The following is a 12,208-nucleotide window of genomic DNA, read 5'->3' on the forward strand; positions in this document are numbered from 1 at the left end:
GCGCCCGGCCCCGCACCCCATTCAAGGGGACTCTTATTTATCAAGCGACAGGCTAACTGTCAAGCGGTTAAGTGACTAATGAGCCACCATATCCGAGGATTTGTCAGCCTCGGACTCCGGAGGCAGCACATAGGGCTCCGGCTTGCACTGGAAGATGGCCTCCGGGTCGTCGCAGGCCAGGGCGTAGGTGAGGACCTCGTCCATGTGCTCCACCGGGATCAGCTCCACCGTCTTGAGGACCTTCGCCGGTATTTCCTTGATATCCTTCTCGTTGTCCTTGGGGATCAGCACCTGGGTGATCTGGGCGCGGTGCGCGGCCAAAACCTTCTCCCTCAGGCCGCCGATGGGCAGCACCCGCCCGCGCAGGGTGATCTCCCCGGTCATGGCCACGCTGGCCTTGACCGGCATGCGGGTCAGGGCGCTCACCAGGGCCGTGGCCAGGGTGATGCCGGCAGAGGGGCCGTCCTTGGGAATGGCGCCCTCGGGCACGTGGATGTGCAAATCCACCTTGGTGTAGAAGTCGCCCGGCAGGCCCAGGGACTTGCCCCGGGAGCGCACGTAGCTAAGCGCCGCCTGGGCCGACTCCTGCATGACCTCGCCCAGCTTGCCGGTGATGGTCACCTTGCCCTTGCCGGGCAAGACGATGGCCTCGATGGTGAGCATCTCGCCGCCCACCTCGGTCCAGGCCAGGCCGTTGGCCAGGCCCACGTGGTCCTTTTCCTCGGTCAGGCCGTAGCGGAACTTGGGCACGCCCAGATAGCTCTCCACCGCGCTCACCGGCACCCGCACCTGTCCCTTGGTGTCGTTCTCGCTCACCAGGCGCTTGGCCACCTTGCGGCACACGCTGGCGATCTCGCGCTCCAGGTTGCGCACCCCTGACTCGCGGGTGTAGCGCCGCGCGATCTCCAGGATGGCGTTGTCGCTGAGCTGCACCTGCTCGTGCGCCAGGCCGTTGGCCTTGGCCTGCTTGGGCAGAAGGAACTGGGTGGCGATGCCCAGCTTCTCCAGCTCGGTGTACCCGGGCAGGCGGATGATCTCCATGCGGTCCTGCAAGGGGGCCGGGATGGAGTAGAGGGTGTTGGCCGTGGTGATGAACATTACTTCGGACAGGTTGTAGTCCGTGTCCAGGTAATGGTCGTTGAACGCGAAGTTCTGCTCCGGGTCCAGGACCTCCAAGAGCGCGGCGCTGGGGTCGCCCCGGAAGTCGGTGGACATCTTGTCCACCTCGTCCAGGCAGAACACCGGGTTGACGCTGCCGGCCCGGCGCATGGACTGGATGATCTTGCCGGGCAGGGCGCCGATGTAGGTGCGCCGGTGGCCGCGAATCTCGGCCTCGTCGCGCACGCCGCCCAGGGAGACGCGGATAAAGTTGCGCCCCATGGCCCGGGCGATGGAGCGGGCCAGGGAGGTCTTGCCCACGCCGGGAGGGCCCACGAAGCACAGGATGGGGCCCTTGATCTTCTTGGTGAGCGCCTGCACGGCCAAGAACTCCAGGATGCGCTCCTTAGGCTTGTCCAGGCCGTAGTGGTCCTCGTCCAGGATCTTGCGGGCCTCGTTCAGGTCCAGCATGTCCCGGGTGCGCTCGTACCAGGGGATGGCCATGAGCCAGTCCACGTAGTTGCGCACCACCGTGGCCTCGGCGCTCATGGGCGACATCATCTTGAGCTTCTTGATCTCGGCCTCGACCTTTTGGCGAGCCTCGCGGGGCATGCGCTTGTTCTTGAGCTTTTCCTCAAGGTCCTTGGCCTCGCTCTTGAGGTCGTCCTTCTCGCCCATCTCCTTCTGAATGGCGCGCATCTGCTCGTTGAGGTAGTACTCGCGCTGGGTCTTTTCCATTTGGCGCTTGACCCGGCCCTTGATGCGCCGCTCGATCTGCAAAATCTCGATCTCGCTGCGCAACAGCTCGAACAAACGGCTCAGGCGGCGGTTGGGCTCCAGCAGCTCCAGAAGCTGCTGGCGGTCCTCCAGCTTGATGGGCAGATGGCTCACCACCGTGTCGGACAGGGCGCCGGGGTCGGTGATCGCGGCCACGGAGAGCAGCACTTCCTTGGGGATCTTCTTGTTGAACTTGGCGTACTGCTCGAAAGAAGCCACCACCGAGCGGATCAGGGCCTCGGACTCAAGGTCGGCCGGGTAGCGCTCGTCGAGCACCTCCAGCTCCACCATGAAGAAGTCCGGGTTGGTCTCGTAGCTGACGATGCGGGCGCGCTCGCGCCCCTCGATAAGGGCTTTCACCGTGCCGTCGGGCAGGCGCAGGAGCTGCAAGACCGTGGACAGGGTGCCCACCTGGTAGATGTCGCCCTCGCGGGGGTCGTCCACCTTGGCCTCGCGCTGGGTGGCCATGAAGATGGTCTTGCCGTGCTCCATGGCGTATTCCAGGGCGGCCACGGAACGGTCGCGGCCCACGAACAGGGGGGCGACCATGGAGGGGAAGACCACGACGTCTCTCAGGGGCATCAAAGGTGCGCGCATATTTACAAGACTCCGGTCAGGAGTTTAATCCTGGATTTAGAGCAAAAGTGCCTATCCTCTATCTACAAAATAGAGGATAAGCACTGTTGGGGTCGATTGCATGAATTTTAAACGCCGTCCTTCTGGGGCGGCCGGGGCCGGCCGCGCCTCTAGGCGTACTCGGCCTGGTCGGAGTAGAGCAGCAATGGCTGCTGGTTCTCCGTGATCACCTCTTCGCCCACCACGCACTCGGTGACGTCCTTCGAGGAGGGCAGCTCGTACATGATGTCGAGCATGGCCGACTCCAGGATGGAGCGCAGTCCGCGGGCGCCGCTCTTGCGGGCCAAGGCCTCCTTGGCCACGGCCAGCAGGGCCTCGTCGGTGAACTTCAGCTCCACGCCCTCCAGCTCGAAGAGCTTGTGGTACTGCTTGACCAGGGCGTTCTTGGGCTCGGTGAGGATGCGGATGAGGGCTTCCTCGCTCAGCTCCTCCAGGGTGGCCACCACGGGCAGCCGGCCCACGAACTCGGGGATGAGCCCGAAGCGGATGAGGTCCTCGGGGCGGCAGCTCACCAAGACCTCGCCCAGAGGCACTTCCTTGGACTGCTGCTGCACGTCCGCGGTGAAGCCCATCATCTTGGCGCCCAGGCGGTTGTTGATCACCTTATCCAGGCCCACGAAGGCGCCGCCGCAGATGAACAGGATGTTGGTGGTGTCCACCTTCACGAACTCCTGCTGCGGGTGCTTGCGGCCGCCCTTGGGGGGCACCGAAGCCTGGGTGCCTTCGATGATCTTCAAGAGAGCCTGCTGCACGCCCTCGCCCGACACGTCGCGGGTGATGGAGGGGTTCTCGCTCTTGCGGGCGATCTTGTCGATCTCGTCGATGTAGACGATGCCCCGCTGCGCCCGCTCCACGTCGTAGTCCGCGGCCTGCAAGAGGTTGAGGATGATGTTTTCCACATCCTCGCCCACGTAGCCGGCCTCGGTCAGGGTGGTGGCGTCGGCGATGGTGAAGGGCACGTTGAGGATCTTGGCCAGGGTCTGGGCCAACAGGGTTTTGCCGCAGCCGGTGGGGCCGACCAGCAGAATGTTGGACTTCTGCAGCTCCACCCCGCCCATTTCCATCTTGGCGTCGATGCGCTTGTAGTGGTTGTGCACGGCCACGGACAAGATCTTCTTGGCCCGCTCCTGCTCAACCACGTACTCGTCCATTATCGCCTTGATTTCCACGGGCTTGGGAATGGCGATCCGGCTGGCGGATTCTTCCTTCTGGTACTCCTCCTCGATGATCTCGTTGCACAGCTCGATGCATTCATCGCAGATGTATACCGAAGGGCCGGCGATGAGCTTCTTGACCTCATCCTGGCTCTTGCCGCAGAAGGAACAGACCAGATCCGAACCCTTGCCGTCAGTTTTCTTGGTCATATGAAGAAGCCTCCGTCCGCCTTAGCGAGCCTTGTGGGGCGTCTAGGTCTCGGTAGCGTCGCGGTGGGTGATAACCTTGTCCACGATGCCGTAATCCTTGGCTTCGGCGCCGCTCATGAAGAAGTCGCGCTCGGTGTCGGCGGTGACTTTCTTGACGCTCTGGCCGGTGTGCTGGGCCAGGATCAGATTGAGCTCTTCGCGCATGCGAAGGATTTCCTTGGCGTGGATATCGATGTCCGAAGCCTGGCCTTGGAAACCGCCCATGGGCTGGTGGATCAGGATGCGCGAGTGGGGCAGGGAAAAGCGCATGCCCGGCTCGCCGGCGGCCAAGAGGATGGCGGCCATGCTGCTGGCCTGGCCCAGGCACAGGGTGGCCACCTTGCTCTTGATGTATTGCATGGTGTCGTAGATGGCCATGCCCGCGGTCACCTGGCCGCCGGGAGAGTTTATGTAGAGGCTGATGTCCTTGGTGGGGTCCTCGGCCTCCAGAAACAAAAACTGGGCGATGAGCACGTTGGCCACGTGGTCGTCGATGGGCTCGCCCAGAATGATGATGCGGTCCTTGAGCAACCGGGAATAGATATCATAGGAGCGTTCGCCGCGTCCGGTCTGCTCGATGACAAAAGGAATCAAGGGCATCAGGGCCTCGTTTCGTTCGCTGGAATCAGCTTGCTTCGCCGTCGGCCGGCTGGGCGCTTTCCTCGCCGGATTTGGCAGCCAATTCGGCGGGATCAACTGATTCAATAGTAGCACCGGCCTTGATGGCCTGCAACGTCTTTTCCTCGAGGATGCGTGCGGTCAACGAAGGCATGGCATTGTTTTTATTGTAGATATCCTTGAGGGCCTGGGCCGGCTGACCGGTGCGCGAGCTCATCTTTTCGAACTCCGCATCGATGTCTTCCTGCCCGCTTTCGATCTCCTCCAGGGCGGTGATCTTGCCCAGGATGATGCCTGCCTTGACCTTTTTCTCGGCCTGCTCCTTGAAATCCTCGCCCAGCTTGGCGTCGTCCAGGCCCGCCATGTCCGGGTCCATGCCCGACTGACGCAGGCGCTGCTTGAAGTCCGACACCATGGCCTCGGTCTCCTCTGCCACCAGCGACTGGGGCACCTCGAACTCGGCCAGCTCGCGCACCTTGTCCAGGATCTGCTTGCGCAGCTCCTGGTTGCGCTGCTCGGCGTACATCTCCTCCATGTCGGCGGAGATGCGGTCCTTGAGGGCCTGGAGGCTGTCGAACTCGCCGCCCAGGGAGCGGGCGAAGTCGTCGTCCAGCTCGGGCTTGACCTTCTTCTTGAGGCCCTTTACCTGCATCACGAAGCGCACGTCCTGGCCGGCCATCTGCTTGTTGGGATGGTCGTCCTCGTAGTGCACCGTGGCCGTGGCCTCGTCGCCCACCTTGGCCTTGACCAGGGCCACTTCGATCTCCTGCTGGCTCTGGCCGCCGCCCAGGTCCACGTCCACGTTCTCGGCCGTGCCGCCTTCCAGGGGCTCGTCGCCGATGAAGGCCTGGTAGTCGATCACCACCACGTCGCCGATCTCGGCCGGACGTTCCTCCTCCAGGGGCACCAGCACCGCCTGGCGCTCTTGCAGCTGCTCCAGGCGCTGGTTCATCTCCTCCTCGGTTACCTCAAGCTTGGGCTCCTTGAGGTCGAAGCCCTGGTAGGCCTCCTTGCTCAGCTCGAACTCGGGGCGTACGTCGAACAGCAGCTTGTAGGTAAAGTCCTTGCCCGCCTCGGGGGGGTCGAAATCGAACTCGGGCTGGGCCAAGGGCTCCAGGCCGGACTCCTGGATGGCCTCATGGTAGGTGCCGCCCAGAAGCTCCTGCACCGCCTCGTTGGCCGCCTCTGCTCCGTAGTAGCGCTCCAGAACCGCGCGGGGGGCCTTGCCGGGGCGGAAGCCCTTGAGCTTGGCGCGGTTTTTAATCTGGTTAAAAACTTTGTTCAGGGTCTTATCCACGTCGCCGGCCGGCAGCTCCACAGTTACCTGGCGCCGCACCTGGCTCAGCTCTTCAACGTTGACCTTCATGTCCGGTATTCCTTGCCCTCGGAAGGGTTGTCCTAAAAAGGGTTAACAAGCCTGAAATTGTAGAGATATAACACCAGCAACCGGCCCCCGCAACCCCAAAGGGCCGCAAAAAGGTATGAATGGGCCGCTCTTAGTATTCGGAAAGCTGGCGGCGCACCAGGCTGATGTCGTCCTCGATGAGGGGGAAGGGGTAGTTGCGCAGGTCCGGGCCGGGCCGTTCGTTGCCATAGGGCCGGTTGCAGGCCACCTCGCCCGAGGCCCCGGGACAGCCCGAGGTCATGAAGGGACGGCCCGAGGCGATGGCCGCCTCCACCGCGGCCTCGTCGGCTCCGAAGCCCACGATGCGGCCCTCGCCGTCGAAGCGCATGTCCTCGGCCCGGGCCTGGTCGTGGTCGATGAGCCAGCGGGCCAGCTGGATGCGGCGGTAGCCTCCCGGCGGGGGCTGGGGGGTGTCCCTCAGCGCGCTGAAGCGCTCGGGGTAGAAGCAGAACAGATGGGTGGAGCCGCCCATGCGGCGGGCCCGGTCCATGGCCAGGGCCAGGTCCTGCTCGCGCTCGCCCAGGCCGTAGATCAGGTGTACGCCCACCATGTCCTGGCCGAAGATGCGGGCCGATTCCTCGTAGATGTCCCAGTAGTGCTCCCAGCGGTGGGGGCCTCCGGCGGGTTTGCCCCGGAGTTGGGCAAAGAGCTCGGGCGTGGCCGCGTCAATGGCCACCCCGATGCGGTCGGCCCCGGCTTCCTTCATGTCCTTCAGGTCCGAGGCTTTGAGCAAGGTGGGCGCGATCAACAAACTCACCGGCAGGTGAGAGCCCGCGCGCACCCGGCGGCACACCTCCAAGACGTCGGCCTTGGCCCGGGGGTGGGTGATCATGGACACGCAGACCCGCTCCACGTGGGGCGGGGCCGCCGCGCAGCGGGCCACCACCTCGTCCAGGTCATAGGCCTTCCAGGTCACCCGGATGAACTTCTGGAAGCGGGGGTCGCCCTCGGCCACCTGGCTCTCGCGGGCCAGGCCGCAGAAGGAGCAGTTGGCCTTGCACCCGCCGGGGTAGGTGAGGAGCAGGTTGATGCAGCCCAGGCGGGCGTTGCGGTAGAAGCGCCCCTCGGCAAAGCCCAGGGTCATGGCCGCGGCCAGGGACAGACGCACCTGGTCGGGGCTGGATTCGCTCAGAGGTGTTTGGGCGGCGGCCAAAGGCATAGGGTCGTCTCCTTAATCAAGCCAGGGAGCAGCAGGTGTCCCGGAAGCTAACTTCTACACCCAACTCCCGGGCCTGGTCCAGGGCTCCGTCGCTGGGTATGGCCAGGGCGTTGATCCCGGCTCTCACCGCCAGGGCGTCCAGCTCCCGGCGGTAGCGCCCCCGAGGCCGGGCGCAGCCCAGGTGCTGGCGGATGTGGGGCAGGCGCTCCCGGGCCGTGGCCAAAAACTCGGCCACCTCATTCACGCTGGGCGGCTCGGCCCCGGCCATGGGGGTGCCCTTCAGGGGCATGAGCACCACGAACACCACCCGCTTGGGCTCCAGCCCGGCCACCAGCTCCAGGGCGTGCTCCTCGCCGTGCAGATGGCCGTGGTCCAAACCCAGGATGATGTGCGGAGCCAGCTCCAGACCCGCTTCCCGGCAGGCCTCCAGGGTTTCGCTCTGCCCGGCCAGGCCGTCGGCCAGGTGTAAGACCCTTTGCGCCGTGCCCTCGGAGCCCACCACGTCCACCAAGGCCTGGCGCACCCCGGCCGCCTTGAGGGCCCGGGCGGTCTCGCGGTCGATGCGCCCCACGTGGGCGGTGAGGATCAGGTCGGTCTCGACGGCCAGCTTCTCTATGGCCGGGAGCACCTTTCCCCAAGGCAGGCGGCCGCGCGGGTCGCTGCCCCCGGAGATGAGCATGCCTTCCTGTCCCGAGGCGGCCAGCTTTTTGCCCAGGGCGTAGAGCTTGTCCGCGTTGGTGGCCGCGCGCATGGTTTTCAGCAGATTGCCCCGGCAGTGGTCGCAGCCCAGGGCGCAGGTCTTGCCGGTGATGCTCACCGCCGGATAGCGGCCGGTACGGCCGTAGGCGGTGAACATGCCCGGCAGAAAAATGTCCAGGCGCGCCCCGAAGGCGGCGTGGGACAGCTCCCGCGCCCGCTCCAACTTGGCTTCCAGCTCAGGCATCATTTCTCCCCCCGCCAACCGGGCCACACCTTGGCCATGAGTCCGGCGAAATCCTCGCTCTCCCACCCGGCCTCCATCTTTTGCCGGGCCACCAGCCCGGCCAGCAGGTTGCGGCCGTAGCGGCCCAGCAGCTCATGCTGGTAGTTTTCGCCCGCCGCGCCGTCGCCCCCGGCTCGGCGCGCCGCCGCCCGGCCGGCCAGGATGCCCGAGAACACCGCCTGGGGGATGCCCGCCCCGGTGATGGGGTGGGGCAGCCCGGCCGCGTCCCCGGCCAGGATCACCCGGCCCCGGCTCAGCTTCTGGCGCACCCCGCCCACCGGGATGGCCCCCCCGGCCATGGCCAGTACGCCGGGCTTGATCATGCCGTCAGCCTCCAGCTTTTGCCTCAGCTCCTCCAAACGGCGCAAAGGCTTGGCCTCGGTGCGGCAGCCCAGGCCCAGGTTGCCCGCCGCGCCCTTGGGAAAGAGCCAGGCGTAGCCGTGCTTAAAGGCTGGGTCCAGGTAAACCCGGGTGCGCTCCATGGCCCGGGCCAGGGGCACCTGCATCTGCACCCCGGCCATGAGCGCCTGGCGCTCCCACCCGCTCAGGCGGGCCGTGGCCGAGGCCGCGCCGTCGGCGGCCACCACCGCCCCGGCGATCACCTCCACCACGCGGCCGCCGCGCTTGAGGCCCCAGATTTCGCCCTCGCGGCCGGTGAGCCGGGTGCCGGCCCAGGCCAGGGCCCCGGCCCCCACGGCCTGCATGACCAGGCCGTGGTCCCACACCTGGCGGTCCAGGATCCAGCCCGGCCCGGGCATGAAGCGCTCATCGCCTCCGATGACGCTGACCATGCCCGCCACGGGCTGGCTCTTGCCGTGGGGCGGGAACTCCACCTCCGCGGCCAACAGGCGCGGCACGAACTCCGCGCAGTGAGGCAGGGCGCCGAAGCGGGCCTTCTGGTCTGTCAGCAAAACCTTGGCCCCTGCCACAGCCGCCTCGCGCGCGGCCAGGGCTCCGGCTGGCCCACCGCCCACCACCAATACGTCGACCCGCTCAGGCATGGCCCATGGCCCTCGCCACCCGCTCGATGAGCTGGGTGTTCATCTCGGTCTGGTTGTCGAAATGCCCGGCATAGGCGGCCATGCCCTTGCCCAGGTCGTAGCAGGTGGTGGAGTCCAGGTTGATCAACACCCCTTGGGCGCCGCTGTCCTCCATCTCCCGTTGGTGCTTGCTGTAAAAGGCCTCGCAGCACGATCCCACGAAGCGGCCGCCCCGGCTTTTGATCCAGGTCATGGCCTCCATGAGGTGCTCGAAGGACTGCACGCTCACCGGGGTCAGGCCCAGCTCTTCGGCCAGGGCGTACATGTCCGCGAATTGGCATTCGCCGCACTGGGCGCAGTCGGGCACCTTGCGGAACTCGCAGGCCGGCGGCTTGGCGCAGTAGGGGAGCAGCAGCCATTGGGCTTGCTCGGCCAGGGCCTCGCCCGGCTCCAGGCCCACCAAAAACAACTCCGAGGCCGCTTCCTGGTCCAGGGAGCGGGCCAAGACCCGCCGCGCCCCGGCCATGGCCACCGCTTGGGCCACCTCCTCGGGGCTCAGGCCCACCAGCTCGCCGGGGCCGCCCGCGAAAAACTCACGCACCTTGGCGCGCAGCGCCTCGGGCTCGGCCTTGGCCCCCATGAGCGCGGCCTCCAGGTCAGCCACCAGGCGTTGGGGCCGCGAGAAGAAGTCGCCGCTGATCAGCGCCTTTTGCGCCCGCGCTCCCCTCCGGTCCAGCCAGAGGTGCACCCGCAGGCTGCCGCCCTCGCCCTGAAAATACGAATTGAGCCAGGCGGGCTGCCCGCTGGGGGTGGAGCTGCTGCGCAGCCACTTTTCGGAGCGGAAATAGGGCAGGCGCTCGGCCAGCCCGGCGCGCTCTCCGTCGCTAATGCCTCCGGGGGTGAGCTCCAGGCCCAGGGCCTCTGCAAAACCCTCGGCCAGGGCAGCTTTTATCTCGGCGTGCTCCACCGGCCGCCCCAACAGCTCTTCGAGGAACGCCACCCGCTCCATGAGCGACTCGATCTCGCGGCGCTTGAGCTTTTCCACCGGCACGCGCAAGGCCTTTAGGAAGCGCTCGATCTCGTTGTGCACCAGCACGGTGCCCTGGAACATGGCCCCGCCTTCCAAAACCATGCCCCCAGTGCCGGATATCTTGCGGCCATGCACCTCAATATCGTTGCGCGGCCGAAACTCGGCTTCGATGCCCAAGCGGCTCAGCCCTTGAGCGGCCGCCTGGCAGATGCGCTCCAGCACCGGGTTGAAGCCTCCGTTGAAGGGAGGCTCGCCCCAGGGCGCGATCAGCTCCCAGCCCAGGGCCGAGCTCTGGAACAGGATGGCCCCGCCCCCGGTGAGGCGGCGGCCCAGGGCGATGCCATGCTCGCGGCAATAGTCCAGGCGAAGCTCGCGCTCCATCTGCTGGTGATAGCCCACCAGGGCGGCGTCGGGCTGGAATACGAGAAAGCGCAGGGTAGGGGGGCTTAGCCCGGCGCCGGCCCGGCGGGTGAGCACCTCGTCCAGGGCCATGTTTTCGGCCGCGCTGAGCGGTCCGGGGTCTAAAAGGCGGAAGCGGGCCACGGCGTCGTCACGCTTGAGGTTTCATTCTAGGGCCCAAGCCTATCTCCAGGCGCGGCGCCCGGCAAGGGACAGGGCTCAGGGACGCCCCGCCTCGGGGCGGAGCTGAAAATGCTCCCGGTGCAGGCTTTGGTTGGGCACCACGTGGATGGTCAGGCTGAGATTGGCCTCCAGCTCCTCCAGAGCAAAGCGCTCCTCCTGGAGCATCACCTCGGCCACCTGGGGATGCACCATCACGCTGACCACCCCGGCCACCGAGTTGCGCATCTCGCGCTCCAGGGCGCGGAAGATCTCGTAGCACACGGTGGTGGGGTCGCGCAGGCGGCCGCTGCCCTCGCAGTAGAAGCAGCTCTCGCCCAGGGACTCGCCCAAAGACTCGCGCACCCGCTTGCGGGTCATCTCCACCAGGCCCAGGGGGCTCATGGGCAGCACGTTGGTCTTGGAGCGGTCGGCGGCCAGGGCGTCCTTGAGCGCGGCCACCACCCGCTCGCGGTTCTCCTCGCGCTCCATGTCGATGAAGTCGATGACGATGAGCCCGCCGATGTCCCGCAGCCGAATTTGGCAGGCGATCTCCTTGACCGCCTCCAGGTTGGTCTTGAGGATCGTCTCTTCCAAGTTGTGCCCGCCCACGTAGCGTCCGGTGTTCACGTCGATGCTGGTGAGCGCCTCGGTTTTTTCGATCACCACGTAGCCGCCGCTTTTCAGCCAGACCTTGCGCTCCAGGGCGCGGGCCAGCTCGGGCTCCACCTCAAAGGCGTCGAAGATCGGATCGCCCCGGTCGTAGAGCTCCACGCTGGGCAGCAGGCGGGGCATGAAGGTGGAGACGAACTCGATTACCTGGTCGAACTCAGCCTGATCGTCGATGATCAGGTGGTCCACTTCGCGGGTGAACAGGTCGCGCACCGCCCGCAGGCTCACCGACAAATCCTGATGGAGCAGCGAGGGCACCCCGGCGGTGCTCCGGCGCTGGCCAATGGAGTCCCACAGGGAGCGCAGAAAGTCCATCTCCGCCGATAGCTTCTGGCGGTCGGCCCCCTCGCTCACCGTGCGGGCGATGAAGCCGATGCCGGCGGGCCGGAGGTCCTCGATCATCTCGCGCAGGCGCTGGCGCTCCTCCAGGTCCTCGATGCGCCGGCTCACCCCCACGTGGTCGATGGTGGGCATGAGCACCAAATTGCGGCCGGGCAGGGTGACGTGGCTGGTGATGCGCGCGCCCTTGTTGCCCAGGGGCTCCTTGGCCACCTGCACCATGATCTCCTGGCCCTCCCGCAGCATGTGCTCGATGCGGCTGCCCGGGCTCTTCTGGGCCTCGGGGGGCACCTCGCCGGCGTCCCACTGCATCTCCTCGGGGGGCTCGTAAACGTCGCTTACGTAGAGGAAGGCGGCCTTGGGCAGGCCGATGTCCACGAAGGCGGCCTGCATGCCGGGCAAGACCCGGGCCACCCGGCCCAGATACACGTTGCCCGCCAGGGACATCTGCTTGTGGCGCTCCACGTAGACCTCCACGCACTGCCCGTTTTCCAGCAGCGCCACGCGGGTCTCGTAGGAGCGCGAATTTATGAGCAGAGTGGCCGCCATGC

The 12,208-nt window shown here is 66.3% G+C and carries 9 protein-coding genes; all 9 read right to left on the bottom strand.

What is annotated here, in order from left to right; translation table 11 throughout:
- Nucleotides 1-75: 75 nt before the first annotated feature.
- Nucleotides 76-2,472, bottom strand: coding sequence for an endopeptidase La (gene lon / locus KQH53_05500; GenBank protein ID MCB2226114.1), 2,397 nt, complete (start codon nucleotides 2,470-2,472; stop codon nucleotides 76-78).
- A 149-nt stretch (nucleotides 2,473-2,621) separates the two neighbouring features.
- A complete protein-coding gene (gene clpX, locus KQH53_05505) occupies nucleotides 2,622-3,875 on the bottom strand; it encodes an ATP-dependent Clp protease ATP-binding subunit ClpX (protein MCB2226115.1) in 1,254 nt (417 codons plus the stop codon).
- A gap of 42 nt (nucleotides 3,876-3,917) precedes the next feature.
- Nucleotides 3,918-4,514 carry an ATP-dependent Clp endopeptidase proteolytic subunit ClpP gene (gene clpP / locus KQH53_05510; GenBank protein ID MCB2226116.1) on the bottom strand — a complete coding sequence of 199 codons (597 nt, stop codon included), beginning with the start codon at nucleotides 4,512-4,514 and terminating at the stop codon, nucleotides 3,918-3,920.
- 25 nt (nucleotides 4,515-4,539) lie between these two features.
- Nucleotides 4,540-5,898: a trigger factor gene (gene tig, locus KQH53_05515; protein ID MCB2226117.1), complete on the bottom strand. Its 1,359-nt coding sequence runs from the start codon at nucleotides 5,896-5,898 to the stop codon at nucleotides 4,540-4,542.
- 130 nt (nucleotides 5,899-6,028) lie between these two features.
- Nucleotides 6,029-7,096, bottom strand: coding sequence for a radical SAM protein (locus tag KQH53_05520; protein ID MCB2226118.1), 1,068 nt, complete (start codon nucleotides 7,094-7,096; stop codon nucleotides 6,029-6,031).
- A gap of 16 nt (nucleotides 7,097-7,112) precedes the next feature.
- Nucleotides 7,113-8,039 carry a hypothetical protein gene (locus KQH53_05525; protein ID MCB2226119.1) on the bottom strand — a complete coding sequence of 309 codons (927 nt, stop codon included), beginning with the start codon at nucleotides 8,037-8,039 and terminating at the stop codon, nucleotides 7,113-7,115.
- The gene (locus KQH53_05530; GenBank protein ID MCB2226120.1) at nucleotides 8,039-9,079 is read right to left on the bottom strand and encodes a geranylgeranyl reductase family protein; all 1,041 of its coding nucleotides are present in this window, start codon (nucleotides 9,077-9,079) and stop codon (nucleotides 8,039-8,041) included. Before KQH53_05530 ends, KQH53_05525 begins: the two co-directional genes overlap by 1 nt.
- The gene (locus tag KQH53_05535; GenBank protein MCB2226121.1) at nucleotides 9,072-10,631 is read right to left on the bottom strand and encodes a DUF116 domain-containing protein; all 1,560 of its coding nucleotides are present in this window, start codon (nucleotides 10,629-10,631) and stop codon (nucleotides 9,072-9,074) included. The genes KQH53_05530 and KQH53_05535 overlap by 8 nt, the downstream gene beginning before the upstream one ends.
- Before the next feature lie 75 nt (nucleotides 10,632-10,706).
- Nucleotides 10,707-12,206: an Rne/Rng family ribonuclease gene (locus KQH53_05540; protein MCB2226122.1), complete on the bottom strand. Its 1,500-nt coding sequence runs from the start codon at nucleotides 12,204-12,206 to the stop codon at nucleotides 10,707-10,709.
- Nucleotides 12,207-12,208: the final 2 nt, after the last annotated feature.

It is taken from the genome of Desulfarculaceae bacterium (genome assembly GCA_020444545.1).
GTDB lineage: Bacteria > Desulfobacterota > Desulfarculia > Desulfarculales > Desulfarculaceae > Desulfoferula.

What these genes read in the sequence shown, in the direction of transcription:
- tig (MCB2226117.1), bottom strand. Translation starts at nt 5,898, where the DNA reads ATGAAGGTCAACGTTGAAGAGCTGAGCCAGGTGCGGCGCCAGGTAACT.
- clpP (MCB2226116.1), bottom strand. Translation starts at nt 4,514, where the DNA reads ATGCCCTTGATTCCTTTTGTCATCGAGCAGACCGGACGCGGCGAACGC.
- KQH53_05540 (MCB2226122.1), bottom strand. Translation starts at nt 12,206, where the DNA reads ATGGCGGCCACTCTGCTCATAAATTCGCGCTCCTACGAGACCCGCGTG.
- KQH53_05530 (MCB2226120.1), bottom strand. Translation starts at nt 9,079, where the DNA reads ATGCCTGAGCGGGTCGACGTATTGGTGGTGGGCGGTGGGCCAGCCGGA.
- clpX (MCB2226115.1), bottom strand. Translation starts at nt 3,875, where the DNA reads ATGACCAAGAAAACTGACGGCAAGGGTTCGGATCTGGTCTGTTCCTTC.
- KQH53_05520 (MCB2226118.1), bottom strand. Translation starts at nt 7,096, where the DNA reads ATGCCTTTGGCCGCCGCCCAAACACCTCTGAGCGAATCCAGCCCCGAC.
- lon (MCB2226114.1), bottom strand. Translation starts at nt 2,472, where the DNA reads ATGCGCGCACCTTTGATGCCCCTGAGAGACGTCGTGGTCTTCCCCTCC.
- KQH53_05525 (MCB2226119.1), bottom strand. Translation starts at nt 8,039, where the DNA reads ATGCCTGAGCTGGAAGCCAAGTTGGAGCGGGCGCGGGAGCTGTCCCAC.